We start from the raw sequence: 20586 nt of genomic DNA, 5'->3' as shown, positions 1-20586 counted from the left end.
CCACGGGCCCTCGCACGGGCCGTGCGGGGGTGTGTCCCCTCACGGGCCGGCACGGAGGCCTGGCGGGTCCGCTGCGGGCGCACCCGCCCTCAAGGGCCGCCGGGCCCGGCGGCACGTCGCTCCCACCGGGCCCGGCGGCCGGGCGGGAAGGGCGGTCGGCGGGCGACCGGCGCCGTCACCAGGAGGCCGTCACCGGAACGCTGTCACCGGTGGCCTGCCACCGGAACGCTGCCCCCGGAGGGCTGTCACGGCATCAGGCCGAGGTGCGGGAAGGAGGCCCGGCGGGTCGCCAGGATCGCCTGGTCCAACCGGTCACCCGGGTCGTAGCCCAGGTCCTCGAAATCGCGCCACCGCGGCTCGCGCCCGTCGGTCATCCGCCGGGGCGCGCTCTGCCGGGTGAGCCGGTACACCTCCTGCCGCCACTCCTCGGGGATCGGCGTCGTCGGCGCCAGGGGCGTGCCGGCCGCGATGGCCACCAGATGGGTCCAGGTGCGCGGCACCACCTCCACCACCGCGTAGCCGCCACCGCCCAGCGCCACCCAGCGGCCGTCCGCGTGGGCGTGGGCGAGGTCGTGGCACGCCTCGGCCACCGCCCGCTGTGCGTCGAGGCTCACCGCCAGGTGCGCCAGCGGGTCCTCGAAGTGGGTGTCCGCGCCGTGCTGGGTCACCAGCGCCTGGGGGCGGAAGGCGGCGAGCAGCTCGGGCACCACGGCGTGGAAGGCGCGCAGCCAGCCCTCGTCGCCGGTGCCGGGCGGCAGCGCCACGTTGACCGCGCTGCCCGGGGCCGCGGCACCACCGGTCTCCTCGGGCCAGCCGGTGGCCGGGAAGAGGGTGCGCGGGTGTTCGTGGAGGGAGATGGTGAGCACCCGGGGGTCGTCCCAGAACGCGGCCTGCACGCCGTCCCCGTGGTGCACATCGACGTCCACGTACGCGACCCGTTCGGCGCCCAGCTCCAGCAGCCGGGCCACGGCCAGCGCGGCGTCGTTGTAGACGCAGAAGCCGGATGCGCGGCCGGGCATCGCGTGGTGCAGCCCGCCCGAGAAGTTCACCGCGTGGTCGGCGGCGCCGCTCCACACCGCCTCGGCGGCGGCCACCGACTGGCCGGCGATCAGCGCCGACGCGTCGTGCATCCCGCCGAAGGCCGGGTCGTCGTCCGTGCCCAGGCCGTACGAGCCGTCGGCGGAGGCGGGGTCGGCGGACGCCCCGCGGACCGCGGCGATGTAGTCCGCGCGGTGGACCAGCCGCAACGTGGAGTCCCCCGCGGGCGGCGCGGCGACCACCCGTACCGCCCGGTCGAGGCCGAAGGTCTCCACCAGTCGCATGGTCAGCGCGAGCCGTACCGGGTCCATCGGGTGTCCGGCACCGAAGTTGTAACCGGTGACTGCCTCGTCCCACATCAACTGTGCACGGCCGCTCATGGGCGTCACCGTATCGGTCCGGTCCGGTCCCGGACGAGCAGCCGGGCCCCGGCCGGGCCGTCCCGGCCTGCCGGGGTGCCGCCGGAACGGCGCCCGCACCGGTGAGGTTCAGCCCAGCAGCGACGGCAGCCGCGTCATGTCGGAGAAGAGGGCGGTCGCCCGGTGGAGCTTCGCGGCAGGGGTCATCGCGGTGAACCCGTACACGTCCATACCGGCGGCGACGGCCGCCTCCACGCCGAGGGGGCTGTCCTCGACGACGGCGCACCGCGCGGGTTCCACGCCCATGGTCGCGGCCGCGTGCAGGAACAGGTCGGGGGCCGGCTTGCCCCTGCCGACGTCCTGGGAGCTGAAGATGCGCTCCTCACCGAAGAGTCCGTACAGCCCCGTCCTGCGGAGGGCGACCCTGATCCGGTCGTGGCTGCCGGAGGAGGCGAGACAGTAGCGGACGCCGTCCGCGCGCAGCTTCTCCACCACCTCGGCGGCGCCGGCGACCGGTTCCAGTTCCCGGCGGAAGGCCTCGAAGACCCGCTCGTGGAAGGTGTCGTCGAAGTCGGCGGGCAGCGTACGGCCGTGCCGTGCCAGGACCAGGTCGTGAATCCGGTGCATCGCCGACCCCATGTAGTCCCGTATGGACTCCTCATAGGTGGTCGGGTGACCGAGTTCGGTGAGATAGGCCGCGAGCAGCCGGTTGGAAATCGGCTCGCTGTCCACCAGCACACCGTCGTTGTCGAAAATGATCAGGTCATAGCGCATGCGCACACCCTAGAACGCAAAAAGGCTCCGGTCGGGACCGAAGTCCCGACCGGAGCCAGAAAAATTGTTCGGCGGCGTCCTACTCTCCCACAGGGTCCCCCCTGCAGTACCATCGGCGCTGAAAGGCTTAGCTTCCGGGTTCGGAATGTAACCGGGCGTTCCCCTAACGCAATAACCACCGAAACACTATGAAGTTAACCAACCGGACACAACACGGTCGTTACTTCAGAACCAACACAGTGGACGCGAGCAACTGAGGACAAGCCCTCGGCCTATTAGTACCAGTCAACTCCACCGGTTACCCGGCTTCCATATCTGGCCTATCAACCCAGTCGTCTACTGGGAGCCTTACCCCATCAAGTGGGTGGGAGCCCTCATCTCGAAGCAGGCTTCCCGCTTAGATGCTTTCAGCGGTTATCCCTCCCGAACGTAGCCAACCAGCCATGCCCTTGGCAGAACAACTGGCACACCAGAGGTTCGTCCGTCCCGGTCCTCTCGTACTAGGGACAGCCCTTCTCAAGACTCCTACGCGCACAGCGGATAGGGACCGAACTGTCTCACGACGTTCTAAACCCAGCTCGCGTACCGCTTTAATGGGCGAACAGCCCAACCCTTGGGACCGACTCCAGCCCCAGGATGCGACGAGCCGACATCGAGGTGCCAAACCATCCCGTCGATATGGACTCTTGGGGAAGATCAGCCTGTTATCCCCGGGGTACCTTTTATCCGTTGAGCGACGGCGCTTCCACAAGCCACCGCCGGATCACTAGTCCCGACTTTCGTCCCTGCTCGACCCGTCGGTCTCACAGTCAAGCTCCCTTGTGCACTTACACTCAACACCTGATTGCCAACCAGGCTGAGGGAACCTTTGGGCGCCTCCGTTACCCTTTAGGAGGCAACCGCCCCAGTTAAACTACCCACCAGACACTGTCCCTGATCCGGATCACGGACCCAGGTTAGACATCCAGCACGACCAGAGTGGTATTTCAACGACGACTCCACACACACTGGCGTGCATGCTTCACAGTCTCCCACCTATCCTACACAAGCCGAACCGAACACCAATATCAAGCTATAGTAAAGGTCCCGGGGTCTTTCCGTCCTGCTGCGCGAAACGAGCATCTTTACTCGTAATGCAATTTCACCGGGCCTATGGTTGAGACAGTCGAGAAGTCGTTACGCCATTCGTGCAGGTCGGAACTTACCCGACAAGGAATTTCGCTACCTTAGGATGGTTATAGTTACCACCGCCGTTTACTGGCGCTTAAGTTCTCAGCTTCGCCTGGTCGAAACCAAGCTAACCGGTCCCCTTAACGTTCCAGCACCGGGCAGGCGTCAGTCCGTATACATCGCCTTACGGCTTCGCACGGACCTGTGTTTTTAGTAAACAGTCGCTTCTCGCTGGTCTCTGCGGCCACCCCCAGCTCACCGAGTAAATCGGATCACCAGAAATGGCCCCCCTTCTCCCGAAGTTACGGGGGCATTTTGCCGAGTTCCTTAACCATAGTTCACCCGAACGCCTCGGTATTCTCTACCTGACCACCTGAGTCGGTTTAGGGTACGGGCCGCCATGAAACTCGCTAGAGGCTTTTCTCGACAGCATAGGATCATCCACTTCACCACAATCGGCTCGGCATCAGGTCTCACCCTCATATGAGAGACGGATTTGCCTATCTCTCGGGCTACACCCTTACCCCGGGACAACCACCGCCCGGGCTGGACTACCTTCCTGCGTCACCCCATCACTCACCTACTACAAGTCTGGGTCATCGGCTCCACCACTCCGAGATCACCCGAAGGATCACCCGGCGGCTTCACGGACTTAGCATCGCTCGCCTCGATGTTTGGCGCTTCAAAGCGGGTACCGGAATATCAACCGGTTGTCCATCGACTACGCCTGTCGGCCTCGCCTTAGGTCCCGACTTACCCTGGGCAGATCAGCTTGACCCAGGAACCCTTAGTCAATCGGCGCACACGTTTCTCACGTGTGAATCGCTACTCATGCCTGCATTCTCACTCGTGAACCGTCCACAACTACCTTCCGGTGCTGCTTCACCCGGCACACGACGCTCCCCTACCCATCACAGTCCCCGTTGGGGGTATGTACTGCAATGACACGACTTCGGCGGTACGCTTGAGCCCCGCTACATTGTCGGCGCGGAATCACTTGACCAGTGAGCTATTACGCACTCTTTCAAGGGTGGCTGCTTCTAAGCCAACCTCCTGGTTGTCTCTGCGACTCCACATCCTTTCCCACTTAGCGTACGCTTAGGGGCCTTAGTCGATGCTCTGGGCTGTTTCCCTCTCGACCATGGAGCTTATCCCCCACAGTCTCACTGCCGCGCTCTCACTTACCGGCATTCGGAGTTTGGCTAAGGTCAGTAACCCGGTAGGGCCCATCGCCTATCCAGTGCTCTACCTCCGGCAAGAAACACACGACGCTGCACCTAAATGCATTTCGGGGAGAACCAGCTATCACGGAGTTTGATTGGCCTTTCACCCCTAACCACAGGTCATCCCCCAGGTTTTCAACCCTGGTGGGTTCGGTCCTCCACGAAGTCTTACCTCCGCTTCAACCTGCCCATGGCTAGATCACTCCGCTTCGGGTCTTGAGCGTGCTACTCAACCGCCCTATTCGGACTCGCTTTCGCTACGGCTTCCCCACACGGGTTAACCTCGCAACACACCGCAAACTCGCAGGCTCATTCTTCAAAAGGCACGCAGTCACGACACACCGAGCAAGCTCGATGTGCGACGCTCCCACGGCTTGTAGGCACACGGTTTCAGGTACTATTTCACTCCGCTCCCGCGGTACTTTTCACCATTCCCTCACGGTACTATCCGCTATCGGTCACCAGGGAATATTTAGGCTTAGCGGGTGGTCCCGCCAGATTCACACGGGATTTCTCGGGCCCCGTGCTACTTGGGAGATGAGCAAGCAAGCCACCACGATTTCAGCTACGGGGGTCTTACCCTCTACGCCGGGCCTTTCGCATGCCCTTCGCCTATCGCAATGGTTTCTGACTCGCCCAGCCGCCGGCAGACGACTGAAGCTCATTCCCACAACCCCCTGAGCGCAACCCCTGCCGGGTATCACACACTCAAGGTTTAGCCTCATCCAGTTTCGCTCGCCACTACTCCCGGAATCACGGTTGTTTTCTCTTCCTGCGGGTACTGAGATGTTTCACTTCCCCGCGTTCCCTCCACACTGCCTATGTGTTCAGCAGCGGGTGACAGCCCATGACGACTGCCGGGTTTCCCCATTCGGACACCCCCGGATCACAGCTCGGTTGACAGCTCCCCGGGGCCTATCGCGGCCTCCCACGTCCTTCATCGGTTCCTGGTGCCAAGGCATCCACCGTGCGCCCTTAAAAACTTGGCCACAGATGCTCGCGTCCACTGTGCAGTTCTCAAGCAACGACCAGCCACCCATCACCCCCACACCATCGTGCGGAGTTCACCGGGGCCGGCGTACCGAAGACACCAGCCTCACGGCCGTGCCCTCAGACACCCAACAGCGTGCCCGGCCCACCCGGCCGATCAGACCCACGTTCCACGCCGAAGCAGTACTAGTGGTTCCACCGAACCAGATGCGCCGAATAGTCAACGTTCCACCCATGAGCTAACCGTGCGAGACATTCGCTCGCAGTCGGCCATGTGCTCCTTAGAAAGGAGGTGATCCAGCCGCACCTTCCGGTACGGCTACCTTGTTACGACTTCGTCCCAATCGCCAGTCCCACCTTCGACGACTCCCTCCCACAAGGGGTTGGGCCACCGGCTTCGGGTGTTACCGACTTTCGTGACGTGACGGGCGGTGTGTACAAGGCCCGGGAACGTATTCACCGCAGCAATGCTGATCTGCGATTACTAGCGACTCCGACTTCATGGGGTCGAGTTGCAGACCCCAATCCGAACTGAGACCGGCTTTTTGAGATTCGCTCCACCTCACGGTATCGCAGCTCTTTGTACCGGCCATTGTAGCACGTGTGCAGCCCAAGACATAAGGGGCATGATGACTTGACGTCGTCCCCACCTTCCTCCGAGTTGACCCCGGCAGTCTCCTGTGAGTCCCCATCACCCCGAAAGGCATGCTGGCAACACAGAACAAGGGTTGCGCTCGTTGCGGGACTTAACCCAACATCTCACGACACGAGCTGACGACAGCCATGCACCACCTGTACACCGACCACAAGGGGGGCACCATCTCTGGCGCTTTCCGATGTATGTCAAGCCTTGGTAAGGTTCTTCGCGTTGCGTCGAATTAAGCCACATGCTCCGCCGCTTGTGCGGGCCCCCGTCAATTCCTTTGAGTTTTAGCCTTGCGGCCGTACTCCCCAGGCGGGGAACTTAATGCGTTAGCTGCGGCACGGACAACGTGGAATGTCGCCCACACCTAGTTCCCAACGTTTACGGCGTGGACTACCAGGGTATCTAATCCTGTTCGCTCCCCACGCTTTCGCTCCTCAGCGTCAGTATCGGCCCAGAGATCCGCCTTCGCCACCGGTGTTCCTCCTGATATCTGCGCATTTCACCGCTACACCAGGAATTCCGATCTCCCCTACCGAACTCTAGCCTGCCCGTATCGAATGCAGACCCGGGGTTAAGCCCCGGGCTTTCACATCCGACGTGACAAGCCGCCTACGAGCTCTTTACGCCCAATAATTCCGGACAACGCTCGCGCCCTACGTATTACCGCGGCTGCTGGCACGTAGTTAGCCGGCGCTTCTTCTGCAGGTACCGTCACTTTCGCTTCTTCCCTGCTGAAAGAGGTTTACAACCCGAAGGCCGTCATCCCTCACGCGGCGTCGCTGCATCAGGCTTTCGCCCATTGTGCAATATTCCCCACTGCTGCCTCCCGTAGGAGTCTGGGCCGTGTCTCAGTCCCAGTGTGGCCGGTCGCCCTCTCAGGCCGGCTACCCGTCGTCGCCTTGGTAGGCCATTACCCCACCAACAAGCTGATAGGCCGCGGGCTCATCCTGCACCGCCGGAGCTTTCCACGCGCAGACCATGCGGTCACGCGTCATATCCGGTATTAGACCCCGTTTCCAGGGCTTGTCCCAGAGTGCAGGGCAGATTGCCCACGTGTTACTCACCCGTTCGCCACTAATCCCCCACCGAAGCGGGTTCATCGTTCGACTTGCATGTGTTAAGCACGCCGCCAGCGTTCGTCCTGAGCCAGGATCAAACTCTCCGTGAATGCTTCCCCGTACTCGGGGCATCACTCGCGTTGAGCGGAACCGTCAGGAGGAATAGTCCCGACGGTTCACAGCATCCTCGCTGTGTGTGTTTCTTCAAAGGAACCTCGACTCCCGGCCATTCACCGGCCCGGAGACGGGGTATCAACATATCTGGCGTTGACTTTTGGCACGCTGTTGAGTTCTCAAGGAACGGACGCTTCCTTCGTACTCACCCTCTCGGGCTTTCCTCCGGGCGCTTCCCTTCGGTGTTTCCAACCTTACCAGATCCGTTTTCCGTTCCGTTCCCGGTTCGGATTTCATTTCCGGTCCCCGTTGGAGGGGGTTTGTTTCGCGCCTTCCGGCGTGATCACTACTTTAGCGGATTTCCCCGCCGGCTCCTAATCGAGCCTTTCGGTCCGAATTCCGGCATGCCGAAATTGATCCCGATCGGGGGCCGTGTAGTAGTGGTGTGCCGCCGGTGCGGCGCGAGAGGCTGCTCGCAGAACCGTTACGGCCCTGCGGCAACTCGGAGAACACTACGCATCCCGCTCCCCGGTGTCAACACCCTCAGTCGAGGTCGCTGAGCCGGCCGCCGGCGTCCGGCTGAGCTTCCTCTACCCGGCGCAGGAGGCGGGTGAGCACGTCGCTCAGCATGCCCCGCTCGGTGTCGGACAGGTCCTGCAGCAGCTCGCCCTCGAAGACCGTGGCCATCCGCATGGCCTCCAGCCACTTCTCCCTGCCCTCGTGGGTCAGCTCGACGTTGACGCGCACCCGGTTGTTCTCGTCGCGCTGCCGGGTGACCAGTCCCTCGGCGGCCATCCGGTCGATGCGGTGGGTCATGGCCGCGGGGGTCAGGCCGAGCCGCTTGGCGAGCTCACCGGGGCCGAGCCGGTAGGGCTCCCCGGAGAGCACGAGGGCCTTGAGGACCTCCCACTCCGCGTTGCTGATGCCGAGGGCCGCGGTCTGGCGGCCGTACGCGACGTTCATCCGGCGGTTGAGCCGCTGGAGTGCGGAGACGACGTGCTCCACCTGCGGGTCCAGTCCCTGGAACTCGCGCTGGTAGGCCTCGATCTGCTCCTGGAGGGTCTGCTCGACCGGCACGTCGGCGGGGTCGGGGTTCTCAGGCATGCCGCGAAGTATGGCACGTAACTCGTTGGGTTCGAAGTCCTTGACTCTGTAGCCTTTAGGTTCTAACTTTAGCGTTGAAGTCTTCAGGCTTCGACTCTTCATGTCTTCTTCTCGACCTAGGTAGGTGAGTGTGACCACCGCGATGGGCGCCGCGCTGCGCCGGATCCAGCTGGGTAACGCGCTGAGCGCGTTCGGCAACGGCTTCACCGTCCCGTTCCTGTTCATCTATGTGGCACAGGTCCGGGACCTCGGAGCGGGTATCGCGGGCATGGCGCTCGCGGCCCTCGCCGTCGCCGCGCTCGTCGTGCTGCCCTTCACCGGTCGGGTGATCGACCGGCGAGGTCCGCTGCCGGTCGTCCTCGCGGGTTCCATAGCCGCCGCCATCGGCGCCCTGGTCCTCGGTGTGGTCGGTACCGCTCCGCTGGTGATCGCGGCCGCGGGTCTGCTCGGCGCCGGCTTCGCGGTCATTCAGCCCGCGCTGGCCACGCTGATCGTCTGGTGCTCCACCACCCGGACGCGGTCCCGCGCCTTCGCCATGCAGTTCTTCCTGAACAACCTCGGTCTGGGTATCGGTGGCCTCTTCGGTGGCCTGCTGGTCGATCCCGAGCACCCGTCGAGCTTCGTGCGGCTCTTCGCCATCGAGGCCGCCATGTTCCTGGTGCTCGCGGTGACGGTCGCCACCGTGCGACTGCCCAAGGGGTACGGGGCGGGTGCCGAGGTGCCGGCCGGAGAACGGAGCAAGGGTGGCAGCCGTGCGGTGCTGCGGGACCGGGCGATGGTCCAGCTGTGCGTCCTGGGCTTCGTGATGTTCTTCGCCTGCTACGGCCAGTTCGAATCGGGTCTGTCGGCGTTCGCCGTGGAGGTCACCCGTATCTCGCCGGCCATGCTCGGTACCGCGCTGGCGGCCAACACCGCGGCCATCGTGCTGACCCAGTTCGTCGTGCTGAAGCTGGTCGAGGGCCACCGGCGCAGCCGGGTCATCGCCCTGGTCGGGCTGATATGGACGGTGGCGTGGCTGTTCGCGGCCTTCTCCGGCCTGGTGCACGGCAGCCACGCGATCGCCCTTTCCGCGATCATCTCGACCTACGCGCTGTTCGGCATCGGGGAGGCCATGCTGTCGCCGACCGTGGCGCCGCTCGTCGCCGACCTGGCGCCCTCGTCGCTGATCGGTCAGTACAACTCGGCCTTCGCCCTGGTGAAGCAGCTGGCGCTGGCCGTCGGTCCGGCCGTGGGCGGCCTGCTGGCAGGTGCCGGCTGGTACGTGGCCTACATAGCGATGCTGGTCATCTGCTCGCTGGGCATCTCCGTACTCGCCCTGCGGATGGGGCGGCGTCTGACCCCGGCGCAGGACAACCCGCTGCTGGCGGTTCCGGCTCCGGTCCCCGCGCAGCGGCAGACCGCGACGGAGCAGGTGGCCACCGCGGCGCAGGGGGCCGGGGGGAGCAGCGGCCGGGGCGGCGTGAAGGGGCCGGGGACCAACCGCCGGTGCAGCGTGGGACTCCGGCGGCAGCAGGCGGGCCGGCCCCGCCGCGGCTTGGGGCCGGGGCGGTCGGGTGGCCATCGCCTCGCGAGGCGTGGCCGTCACCACGGGACCTGAGCCCGAGGACGGGCCGTCGCCGCAGTACGAGGGAGGGGACGCCCGGGAGGCCGGAGTGCCCCCGGTCGGCCGGAGGCCGGAGGCCCGGGCCCGGCCGCCGGGATCCCGGGGCCTCAGCTACCGGGCAGGGCGAACTCGCACCACACGGCCTTGCCGCCGCCCGGGGTGCGGCGGGAGCCCCAGGAGGAGGCGATGGTCGCGATGATCGAGATACCGCGGCCCGCCTCGTCCCCGGGTTCGGCCCGGCGGCGGCGCGGCAGATGGTCGTCGCCGTCCGTCACCTCGATGATCAGCCTGCGGTCGGTACGGCGGAGCCTGAGCCGCATCGGCGGGGCACCGTGCTTCAGGGAGTTGGCGACGAGTTCACTGGTCGCCAGGACGCCGAGGTCCCTCAGTTCGGTGGGGAACCGCCAGCTGGCGAGGACCCCCGAGGCGAAGGCTCGTGCCCGGGGCGCCGCCTCGATGCCGCCGAGGAGTTCCAGGGCGGCGTTGTGGAACAGCTCCGCGTCATGGCCGGTGCGTGCCGGGTGCTGCACCACCAGGACGGCCACGTCGTCGTCGTGGTCGGCGGTGATGCCCATGGTGCGGATGAGACGGTCACACATGACCTGGGGTGATCCGGTGGCACCGGCGAAAGCCCGCTCCAGGGCGGCGACCCCGTCGTCGATGTCCTTGTCCCGGCGTTCCACCAGACCGTCGGTGTAGAGGACGGCGGTGGAGCCCGGGACCAAGGGCACGGAGCCGGAGGAGTGCAGCCATCCCCCGGTTCCCAGCGGCGGGCCGGTGGGCTCGGCGGCACGCCGGACCGTACCGTCCGGATCACGCACGAGGATGGGGAGGTGGCCCGCGGAGGCATAGAGGAGACGACCCTCGTTGGGGTCGTGCACGGCGTAGGCGCAGGTGGCGATCTGGCTGGCGTCGATCTCGGCCGCGAGCCCGTCGAGGAGCTGGAGCACCTCGTGCGGGGGCAGGTCGAGGCGGGCGTAGGCCCGTACGGCGGTGCGCAGCTGCCCCATCACGGCAGCCGCCCGGACGCCGCGGCCCATGACGTCGCCGATGACCAGGGCGGTGCGACCGGCGCCGAGGGTGATCACGTCGTACCAGTCGCCGCCCACCGCGGCGTCCTCCCCACCGGGGCGGTAGGTCGCGGCGACCCGCAGATCGTCGGGCTGTTCCAGCTCCTGGGGGAGCAGGGTGCGCTGGAGGGTGACGACCGCCTCCCGCTGGAGGCGTTCGCTGGCCCGCAGGCGTTCGGCCGTCTCGACCTGGTCGGTGACGTCCGCCCCGAAGACGAGGACGCCCCGGCGGCCGGTGGTGGTCCCCTCTCCGGCCGTGCTGTCGTCCCCGGTGGCGGAGCACCCGCCGGGCGTCTCGGCGGGGTTCCCGGACACCGGTACGGGAACCTCGATCGGGGTGCAGGTGAAGGTGTAGTAGGTGTCCCGGGTACGGCGGTCGGAGGTGGCGGGCGGTGGGGCCGGCGCCCCGGCCTCCCGGGCGTCCTCGGGTCGCACGGACGCTCCCCCGGGCGCCCCTGTCGCGGGGCCGGGGAGGGTCTCGCCCGCCGGATCGGTCCGGCGCGGGGTGCCGGCGGGCCGCCTCTCGGGCTGGGTGGCACGGCCGGTGTTCCCGTGGAAGGCGGTGAAGCCGGCGAACGGCAGACCCGCGAGCGCGGCACGCACCATGCCGTGTTCCCGGCGCGCCCGCCCGCCGACTGCCGAGGCCGCGGCGACGGTGCCGGACGCCGCGTGCGGGGCGGACGGTGTGGTCGCGGTGCGCCCGTCGGGGTCCGGGGCGGTCGGTGTGGCGCCGGGGCCGGTCGGTACGGCAGTGGTCTCCGGTTCGGTGCGGGCCGCACCGCCCGGGCCGGTGTCCTCGGCTACGGGGCGGCGCCCGGTCGATGGGGTCGCGGTGCCGGCTTCGGTGCCGGGTGCACGGTCCGGGTCGACCGGTGCGGGTGCGCTGTCCGGGTTGGCCGGTGCGGGTGTGGGGCCCGGCCGGCACCCGTCGGTGGACGCCATCGTCTCGATGGGTGTCTCGGCGCCGGGGACGTGGCCGGTCACCCCGTCCCGGTCGGCCGGGGCGGGTGCGGTACCGGGTGCGGTGTCCGGCTCGTTCCCGTGGGCGGGGGCTGCCGCGCCGGTGCGGGCCGTGGGGCCGGTGAGGGCTTTCGCGTCGGTGAGAGCCGTGGCATCGGCGGGTGCCGTCCCGTCGGCGCGCGCGGAGGCGTCGGAGCCGGTGGACCGGGGCGTGGCGGCGGGGTGCGGGAGACCGTCCACGGAACCCGGTGCCGAAGGTGCCGGGGCGTGGGCGCGGGCAGGTGCGGCCCCGGACGGTGCGTCGGAGCCGGTGGAGGAGCCGGTGGAGGACGCCGGCCCCTGGTCAGGCGTGGTGGTGCATCCCTCGGCGTGGGCCGAAGCGTCCGCCGCGCAGGTGGGTGCCGAGTCCGGTCCGGCCGGCGCCGACGGCGTCCCGGGCCGTGCCGGGGCCGTGGGCGGCGGTCCCGCGGCCGCTGTTCCCGGCGACGGTTCGACCTGCGCGTCCCGGTGCGCCGTTCCCGGCGAGGCTTCGGCCTGTGTGCCCGGGTGTGCCGTTCCGGGCGGCGGTTCGCCGTGCGCGGTTCCGTGCGGCGGCTTCCCGGGCGCGGTTCCGGACAACGGTTCGCCGTCCGCCGTTCGCGTGGCGTCGGTGAGGGCCGCGTCCGGGTGCCCGGCGTCCCGGTGCGGGGTGTCGGAGCGCGCCGCCTTCCCGGTGCCGGGCGCGGGAGGTGTGGTCCGCGCCACGCCGTGTGCTTCCGGCTCGGGGCGCACCGGGTCGGGGCACCCGGTAACGGCCGGCGGTGTTCCGGTGCCCTCGCCACCCACGGCAGAAGCGTCAGGGCCACCGGTGCCGCGGTGGCGGAACCCCTCGCCCGGTACGCGCAGGGACTTCACGGTGCGGGGTCTGCCGCTGCGGAGCACCTGGTCCATCAGGGGCAGCAACCCCAGTTCGGTCAGTTCGGGGAGCGCCTCGCGGGCCGGAGCCCCGGGGGTGGACGGGCCGAAGAGGGCGGTGTAGGCGTCGTTGGCGTAGGCGATCCGGTGTTCTGGACCGTAGACGACCGCCACCAGCGCCGGGACCTGCCCGAGCACCTCGTGGACGGAGAGCCCGTCGAGGGCCGGTGCGGGCATGTCCGCGGTGCCCGCACCCGCGTCTCCGTCCTGAGGGCGGGGCGCCGCGGGGCCCGTTCCGGCGCGACGCACGGAATCGGTACGCCCGCCGCGGGCGGCCGGTACAGAGCCGCCACCGGCGCGGGCGCTCCGCGCGGCGGCGCGTCGCTGGGTTCCGGGGAGTCGAGCGCTCCAGCGCGTGAAGTTCACTGAGGTGTGCCTCGCGTGTCGTTTCGGGCGGCCCGTCGGGTGCACGCCGCGTCAGCGGCTGCGGTGTTGGTCAGCGGCTCCGCTGCGCACGGATCTGGCGGTACGGGGGATGGCCCCCGGGAAGATGCAGCAGCACGTCCAGATCCTCGCCGTCGTCACTCTGTACAGGTTGTCACTCTTGGTGGACCGGGGCCCACCCATGGTCACACGGACAGTGTGGCCGAAGGTGCGGACATCCGTCAGACGCCGGGGGTCTCGGGGGAGTTCCCGGCGCCACCCGATGCGCCCGGTGCAGGACCGCTCCACCTGGACGGTGTGCGGCGACCGACCGGCGCCGGGCCGCTCGGCACCGGCATGAGGGCGAGCGTGGCGGGTCGGCTCCGCACGGCACCGGAACCGCGTTCGACCGCCCCGTGGGGAGGGGTGCTCCGGCCGTCCGTGACGCCCTGGCGGCGGGCGTGGTGCCACATCTGTGCCGTACCGGCCGGGATCCCTTCCCGGAGGGCCTGCTGCCCGCGCCTGTGCGGGGCCCGGCGGGCACGGCGGCACCTGGGCGGGCACCTGCGCCGCGGCTCGGTCCGGAGCCCGGGCGTACGGACGCGGCGGCGTCCGGACCACCACCCGGGCCGGTGAGCAGGAGAGCACCCGGACAGACGTACGGGCCGGTGATGGGGCGGGCGTACCGAGGGGCGCACGGACCGGCCCATGCGCCGGTCCCCGGCCCGGTAAGCATGGCGGTGTCCGGGTCGGCGGGCGCGGCGTCCGGACCGGTGGACGCGGCACCGTCCGAACCGGTGGACGCGGCGGTGCTCGGGTGGGCGTACGGGCCGGCGGACGGCTCTGCGCAAAGGGCCGCGAGCGGTGCGGCGCTCGGGCCGGCGTCCGGAGCAGTTCCAGGTCCTGCGACCGTGGCGGCGCCCGGATGGCCGTACGGGCCGGTGCCCGCGCCTGCGGGGCGGTCGGCGCCCGGGCCGGCGGGCACGGCGCGATGCAGGCCGGCACTCCCACCGGCAGCCGGAACAGCGGGGTGGCCGGCATCCGCACCGCCACCCCGACCGGTGAGCAACGGGACACCCGGGCGGGCGCCCCGATCGGCGAGCACGGCGGCGCCCGGGCGGGCCCGCAGAGCGGCGGGCGGGCGTCCGTCCGGGGCTGCGGGCGGGCGTCCGTCCGGGCCGGCAGGCGGGTGGTCCTCCGGGGCTGCGAGGAGGCGGGCGTACGGACCGGCCCGTGCGCCGGTCCCCGGCCCGGTAAGCGTGGCGGTGCCCGGGTCGGCGGGCGCGGCGTCCGGACCGGTGGACGCGGCACCGTCCGAACCGGTGGACGCGGCGGCGTTCGGGGCGACGCCGGGGGTCGGCGAGCGGCGGGGCGACGGGACGGCGGCGGGCCGGAGGGGCTCACGGCCCGCCCGGGGGGTGGTGACGGCTCGCCGGGTGGGCGCGGCGGCGGGCCCGGGTGGGGCGGCGCCGCGGGCGCCCGGTCAACTCGCTTCCGGGTGGCGGCCGGTCCCCGCGGCGAGTTCGAACTCGGCGCGCGGGTTCTCCAGCGATCCGAGCGAGACGATCTCGCGCTTGAAGAGCCCGGCGAGGGTCCACTCGGCGAGTACCCGCGCCTTGCGGTTGAAGGTGGGCACCCGGCTCAGGTGGTAGGCCCGGTGCATGAACCAGGCGGGGTAGCCCTTGAGCTTGCGGCCGTAGACGTGCGCGACGCCCTTGTGGAGGCCCAGGGAGGCGACGGAGCCGACGTAGGCGTGCTCGTAGTTCTTCAGCGGCCGGTCGCGGAGCGAGGCGAGGATGTTCTCGGCCAGGACCCTGGCCTGCCGCACCGCGTGCTGGGCGTTGGGGGCGCACTCCTTGCCCGGTTCCGGGGAGGTGAGGTCGGGGACGGCGGCGGCGTCACCGGCCGCCCAGGCGTGCTCGACGCCCTCGACGCGCAGATCGGCGGCGCAGGTCAGGCGGCCCCGCTCGTTCCTCGGCAGGTCGGTGGCGGCCAGCACCGGGTGGGGCTTGACGCCCGCCGTCCACACCAGGGTGCGGGTGGGGAAGCGGGATCCGTCGCTGAGCACGGCGACCCGGTCCTCGCACGAATCCAGGCGGGTTTCCAGGCGTACGTCGATATTGCGTCCGCGCAGCTCGCGAACGGCGTACCGGCCCATCTCCGGGCCGACCTCGGGGAGGATGCGGTCGGTCGCCTCGACCAGAATCCATTTGAGGTCGCCGGGCTCGATGTTGTGGTAGTAGCGCGCCGCGTATCGCGCCATGTCCTCCAGCTCCGCCAGCGCCTCCACACCGGCGTATCCGCCGCCGACGAATACGAAGGTGAGAGCCGCGTCCCGGACCGCCGGATCACGGGTGGAGGAGGCGATGTCGAGTTGCTCCAGCACGTGGTTACGCAACCCGATGGCTTCCTCGACGGTCTTGAATCCGATGCCGAAGTCGGCCAGGCCGGGAACGGGCAGGGTGCGGGATACCGAGCCGGGTGCCAGGACGAGTTCGTCGTAGTGGATGTCGATCGTGCCGGTGCCCTCTTCCTCCGCGGCGAGGGTCTTGATGTGCGCGGTGCGCCCGGCGTGGTCGATGGAGGTGACCTCGCCGATGACCACGTGGCATTTGGGCAGGATGCGCCGGAGCGGGACCACGACGTGGCGCGGTGAGATGGACCCGGCCGCCGCCTCGGGCAGGAACGGTTGGTAGGTCATGTACGGCTCGGGATCGACCACGACGACCTGTGCCTCGCCGCGCCTCAGCTTCCGCTGGAGGTGCAGCGCGGTGTACATCCCGACGTAGCCGCCGCCGACAACGAGAATGCGCGCAGGTTCCTTCACTCTCCCATGACGCACCCGCGAACGGAGTTTGTCCACAGGCCCGGCGAATTGTGTGACCGTCCGCCGTCGCCCGCGCCTCGGCCGGGAATCGTCGGAGCTTATGGAATGCGCGCAGGTCAGCACCGGGAACCGGGCACGGCCCGGGTGCGCAAACGGCGACCGTGCGCCCGGTACTCCGTTCAGGGGGGACCGGACACGCGGAACATCCCCCCTTCTTTCTTGACCGGGGCTCAACTATGTTCATACATGGTCGGGGTCGAGGCTGCCCCCGACCATGACAGGGCGGGGAGTCTCCGGGGGGAGACGCGTCATTACCGGGGGATCACATATGCACATCCAGGGTTCTCAATGGTCGGCCACGGCCGTCGCCTCTTCGGACGGTGCGGTCGGCCGCAATACGCCGCTTCGGGTGGATGCGCAGCGCAATCTTGAGCACGTTCTACGCGCGGCGCGTGAGGTCTTCGGCGAGCTGGGCTACGGCGCGCCGATGGAGGACGTGGCCCGTCGGGCCCGGGTCGGCGTAGGAACCGTCTACCGGCGCTTTCCCAGCAAGGACGTGCTGGTACGCCGGATAGCGGAGGAGGAGACGGCCCGCCTCACCGAGCAGGCACGGACCGCTCTGGGCCAGGAGGAAGAGCCGTGGTCGGCGCTCGCCCGCTTCCTGCGGACGTCCGTGGCGTCGGGCGCGGGCCGACTGCTGCCGCCGCAGGTGCTGCGCGTCGGCGTGGAGCCGGAGGGCGAGGAGGGTACGGCACGGGTGCCGCACCAGCGCCAGTCGGCCGTAGCCGGCCGTACGGGGACCGCCCAGCCGGAGCTGCGGCTGGTCGAGCAGCGCACCGCGCCGACCACCGACGAGCGGGACGACGCGGGCGTGGCGGCGCTGCTCGACGTGGTCGGGCAGCTGGTGGACCGGGCCCGGGAGGCCGGTGAGCTGCGGCCGGACGTGACGGTCGCGGACGTGCTGCTGGTGATAGCCACGGCCGCGCCCTCGCTGCCGGACGCGGCACAGCAGGCGGCTGCCTCGGCCCGGCTGCTGGACATCCTGCTGGACGGACTGCGGCCCCGGAGCTGATACCGGGACACCCGGCCGGGCGCGTCCTTCGGGGGCACGCCCGGCCTTCGTCGTTCCGCTCGTTGCGTTGCCGGGCTTCGTCGGTCCGCTCGCTTCCGCGCTTCGTCGGTCCGCTCGCTTCCGCGCTTCGTAAGCCCCGGGCCTCATCATTCCCGGCCTCATCATTCCCGGCCTCGTCGGTCCCGGCCTCGTCGGTCCCGGCCTCGTCGGTCCCGGCCTCGGGGTTCGGTCGGTCGGGGGTTCTGGCTGATCTCTTCACGACTGTTTCCGTCGGTGCCGGTTTGGGTCCCGGTCGGTTTGTGTCCCGGCTGGTTTCTGTCCCGGTCGGTTTCTGTCCCGGCAGGTCACGGTCCTGTGGCGGTCCGGTGTGGCGGCCCGGTCTGACGTTGTGCCCGTCCGGCGTTGTGCCCGTCCGGCGTTGTGCCCGTCCGGCGTTGTGCCCGTCCGGCGGCGGGGCCTTCGTGGGCCGGCCACTCCTGGGGGGCGGTTGTCTGTCCGTACGGACCCCCCTCGCGGGCGACCGGAGGCCGGCCCGTACGCCTCTGCCGGATGCGGTGCCGGCTCTCATCCGGCGGCATGACCGGGACGCCGGGCGGCGGCTGTCGGACGGGTGTTCCCCAACCGGGTGAAGGCCCGGCCCGGTCCGTGCCGGAACACACCTCCGAGTGGTTGACCACCCGAACGGATGGCACCCGACCGGCGCTGTGGCACGCTTGCCGGTGTTCGAGCGTGTCGGTCTGGTCAGGGGCTTCCGTTATGGGCGTTGACGGGCGGAAAGATCCACGGGGTGGCGGAGCGTACGGGCCCGGTGGGCACGCCGGTGACGACCGCCCGGCGCACAGCGGTACCGGGGCCCCTCATCACGTCGGCCGGCAGCGGTCATCCGGCAGCCGCCCCGATCCCGCCCCCGGCACCGGTCCCGCCGGCGGCAACCACCCCGGCACCGACTCAACCGCCGAAACCGCCGGCCCCACCCCGCAGGTACCGACGCAGGGGCGTGCCCGCCCGCGACCGGGCGCCGGCGACGCACCCGTCACCGGCGATGCACCGGGCGCCGACCCGGGTGGCGGCTCCGCGGGGGACGGCTCGGCGGAGGTGTCGGGAGTTCCGGGGTCGCCGGACGCACCAGGGACACCGGCGACGCCGGGCGTGCCGGGCGCGTTGGAGGGGCCGGGGACGGCGGACAGCGGGCCGACCGCCGAAGACACCGTGCGCGCCCCGCACGGCGGACACCGCGGTACGGCCGCCCGGCCCGCCCGGCACCGCCGGGACGGTGCCGCGGCCGGCGGCGACGGGGGCGGCGGTGAGGCGGCGGTGCCGACGGTGCCGCCGCAGCGCGAGCCCGGTGGCCGCACCGGCGGGACGGCGGACGGGCCCGTGGCGGGCCCCTCGGACGCCGAGCTGGTGGCCCGGCTGCGCGGTGGGGACGACGGCGCGTACGAGCAGCTGTACCGGCGGCACGCGGCAGCGGTGCGCCGGTACGCCCGTAGCTGCTGCCGGGACGCGGACACCGCCGACGACCTGACGGCGGAGGTGTTCGCCCGTACGCTCCAGGCGATACGCGGGGGCGCCGGGCCGGATTCGGCGGTCCGCGCGTACCTGCTCACCACCGTGCGCCGGGTCGCCGCCGCCTGGGGCAGGTCGGCCCGGCGGGAGCACCTGGTCGAGGATTTCGCCGTGTTCGCCTCACAGGCCGCACGTCCCGCCGCCGAGGCGCGCACGGACGACGTGGGGGCGGACGTACGGGCGATGCACCACGCCGAGCAGTCGCTCGCCGTGCAGGCGTTCCGCAGCCTGCCGGAGCACTACCAGACGGTGCTCTGGCACACCACGGTGGAGGAGGAGTCGCCGCGCGAGGTGGCGCCGTTGCTGGGGCTGACCGACAACGCCACGGCGGTACTGGCGCACCGGGCCCGGGAGAAGCTCAAGCAGGCGTACCTCCAGGCCCACGTCAGCAGCGCGCTCACCGAGGGTGGCGAGTGCGCCCGTTACGCGGACCGGCTGGGCGCCTACGCGCGGGGCGGGCTGCGCAGCCGGGCGGAGCTGGGCCTGCGCCGGCACCTCGACCACTGTGCCCGGTGCCGTACCGCGGCGCTGGAGGTCGCGGACGTCAACGCGCGGCTGCGCGCCGTGCTGCCCATCGCCGTCATCGGCTGGTTCGCCGGGGAGTACGTGCTCAGGACGGCTGCCGCCACGGTGGCCGCCGGCGCGGGTGCGGGCGCCGGTGCGGCTGCCGCGGCGGGCGGCGGGGCGAGCGCGGGAGCCGGTGCGGGAGCGGGCGCGGGCGCGGGCGCCGGTACGGGGACCGGCGGCGGGGCGGGAGCGGCGGCCGAGGGTCTGGGCGCGCCGGTGAAGGTCGGTATCGCCGCCGGTGTCGTGGTGGCGGCGGCCGCGACCGCCCTCGCGCTGACCGCCGGTGGCGGCACCGAACGCACCGCCGGAGCGGGAACGACTCCCCGGCCTCGTCCGCCACCCCCTCGCCGTCACCGGCGTCCCCGCGGCCGGCGCCGTCCCGGTCCCCGGCGGAGCGGCCCGCCGCCGGGAACGCCGCGGAGCCGCGCCCGACGGCGGCCCGGCCCCCCGACGCGTACCCCCCGCCGCGCGACCGGCCCCGGAGTCGCACCCGTCGTCCTCGCCCGGTCCAGCCCGCACCCCGGCCCGGCCGGCCCCGACGGCTTCGCCCACGGTCGCCCCGGAACCGGGCCCGGACCCGAAACCGGACCCGGGTCCCAGGCCGACGCCTTCCCCTACGCCGGAACCGACGCGGACCTCGCCGCCCGACCCCGGCCCGGACCCGACGCCGACGCCCGCCCCGGCGGTCTACCGGCTCAGCACGCTGTCGTACGGCGACGGGGGCGGCACCGTTCCCGAGGTGCGGCGCGGCGAGAGCAGCTGGATGTGGCAGCGCTCAAGCCTGTCGATCGGCGGACGGACGTACCCGGACGGGGTCACGGTCGCCGAACCGTCCTCCCTCACCATCGACCTCAACCGGCCCTGCACCGCCTACCGAGCCGTCGCGGGCATCGACGACCTGTCGGCGGAGCCCGGGAGCGCGGCCCGGTTCGCGGTGTACGCGGACGGGGTGCTGCTGTGGCGGTCCCGGATGTTGCACGCCGGGGAGCCCGCGGTCCCGGTGTCGGTCGGGCTCTCCGGCCGCCGGACGGTCCGGCTGGTGGTGGAGCGCCACGGATCGGTGGACCGGAAGGCCATGGCGGACTGGGCGGATTCCAGCATCGACTGCTCGTAGCCGGTCATAGGGCG

General features: G+C 70.2%; 8 protein-coding genes, 3 rRNA genes and 1 pseudogene. 4 read left to right on the top strand and 8 right to left on the bottom strand.

Annotated features, from left to right (window positions below; translation table 11 throughout):
• Positions 1–245: 245 nt before the first annotated feature.
• The 6 genes from IHE55_RS16400 to IHE55_RS16375 form a co-directional block, all read right to left on the bottom strand.
• Complete coding sequence (locus IHE55_RS16400; RefSeq protein WP_197989699.1) at positions 246–1418, bottom strand: acetoin utilization protein AcuC; 1173 nt, start codon at positions 1416–1418, stop codon at positions 246–248.
• Between the two features lie 108 nt (positions 1419–1526).
• Positions 1527–2171, bottom strand: a complete 645-nt coding sequence (locus IHE55_RS16395; RefSeq protein WP_197989698.1) for an HAD family hydrolase — start codon at positions 2169–2171, stop codon at positions 1527–1529.
• A 66-nt stretch (positions 2172–2237) separates the two neighbouring features.
• A 5S ribosomal RNA gene (rrf, locus tag IHE55_RS16390) occupies positions 2238–2354 on the bottom strand.
• A 72-nt stretch (positions 2355–2426) separates the two neighbouring features.
• Positions 2427–5553, bottom strand: a 23S ribosomal RNA gene (locus tag IHE55_RS16385).
• Positions 5554–5839: 286 nt separating this feature from the next.
• Positions 5840–7368, bottom strand: a 16S ribosomal RNA gene (locus tag IHE55_RS16380).
• Together the 16S, 23S and 5S rRNA genes form the textbook arrangement of a ribosomal RNA operon.
• Positions 7369–7915: 547 nt before the next feature.
• Positions 7916–8476: a MarR family winged helix-turn-helix transcriptional regulator gene (locus IHE55_RS16375; RefSeq protein ID WP_197989697.1), complete on the bottom strand. Its 561-nt coding sequence runs from the start codon at positions 8474–8476 to the stop codon at positions 7916–7918.
• A gap of 130 nt (positions 8477–8606) precedes the next feature.
• Here IHE55_RS16375 and IHE55_RS16370 point away from each other — a divergent pair, with 130 nt between their 5' ends.
• A complete protein-coding gene (locus IHE55_RS16370) occupies positions 8607–10073 on the top strand; it encodes an MFS transporter (RefSeq protein ID WP_197992050.1) in 1467 nt (488 codons plus the stop codon).
• Positions 10074–10186: 113 nt separating this feature from the next.
• Here IHE55_RS16370 and IHE55_RS33155 read toward each other — a convergent pair whose 3' ends face one another.
• Both IHE55_RS33155 and IHE55_RS16355 read right to left on the bottom strand, forming a co-directional pair.
• A complete protein-coding gene (locus IHE55_RS33155) occupies positions 10187–12091 on the bottom strand; it encodes a SpoIIE family protein phosphatase (RefSeq protein WP_372442763.1) in 1905 nt (634 codons plus the stop codon).
• A 2818-nt stretch (positions 12092–14909) separates the two neighbouring features.
• Positions 14910–16253: an NAD(P)/FAD-dependent oxidoreductase gene (locus IHE55_RS16355; protein WP_197989696.1), complete on the bottom strand. Its 1344-nt coding sequence runs from the start codon at positions 16251–16253 to the stop codon at positions 14910–14912.
• A 328-nt stretch (positions 16254–16581) separates the two neighbouring features.
• Here IHE55_RS16355 and IHE55_RS16350 point away from each other — a divergent pair, with 328 nt between their 5' ends.
• The 3 genes and pseudogenes from IHE55_RS16350 (at position 16582) to IHE55_RS33145 (ending at position 20572) form a co-directional block, all read left to right on the top strand.
• Complete coding sequence (locus IHE55_RS16350) at positions 16582–17325, top strand: TetR/AcrR family transcriptional regulator (protein ID WP_197989695.1); 744 nt, start codon at positions 16582–16584, stop codon at positions 17323–17325.
• A 549-nt stretch (positions 17326–17874) separates the two neighbouring features.
• A pseudogene (locus IHE55_RS33150) lies at positions 17875–19200 on the top strand (RNA polymerase sigma factor); the annotation flags it as partial.
• Between the two features lie 997 nt (positions 19201–20197).
• Positions 20198–20572 (top strand): NPCBM/NEW2 domain-containing protein, encoded by a 375-nt coding sequence (locus tag IHE55_RS33145; protein WP_372442688.1) that lies wholly within the window; start codon positions 20198–20200, stop codon positions 20570–20572.
• The last annotated feature ends 14 nt before the right edge of the window (positions 20573–20586 follow it).

The organism is Streptomyces pactum, assembly GCF_016031615.1.
Taxonomy (GTDB): domain Bacteria; phylum Actinomycetota; class Actinomycetes; order Streptomycetales; family Streptomycetaceae; genus Streptomyces; species Streptomyces pactus.
This window is presented reverse-complemented; position numbering and strand designations above follow the sequence as displayed.

Excerpts from the sequence above, each read along its gene's own strand:
- IHE55_RS33155 (WP_372442763.1), bottom strand. The coding sequence starts at position 12,091 with ATGGCGTCCACCGACGGGTGCCGGCCGGGCCCCACACCCGCACCGGCC.
- IHE55_RS16375 (WP_197989697.1), bottom strand. The coding sequence starts at position 8,476 with ATGCCTGAGAACCCCGACCCCGCCGACGTGCCGGTCGAGCAGACCCTC.
- IHE55_RS16395 (WP_197989698.1), bottom strand. The coding sequence starts at position 2,171 with ATGCGCTATGACCTGATCATTTTCGACAACGACGGTGTGCTGGTGGAC.
- IHE55_RS16400 (WP_197989699.1), bottom strand. The coding sequence starts at position 1,418 with ATGAGCGGCCGTGCACAGTTGATGTGGGACGAGGCAGTCACCGGTTAC.
- IHE55_RS16350 (WP_197989695.1), top strand. The coding sequence starts at position 16,582 with ATGCACATCCAGGGTTCTCAATGGTCGGCCACGGCCGTCGCCTCTTCG.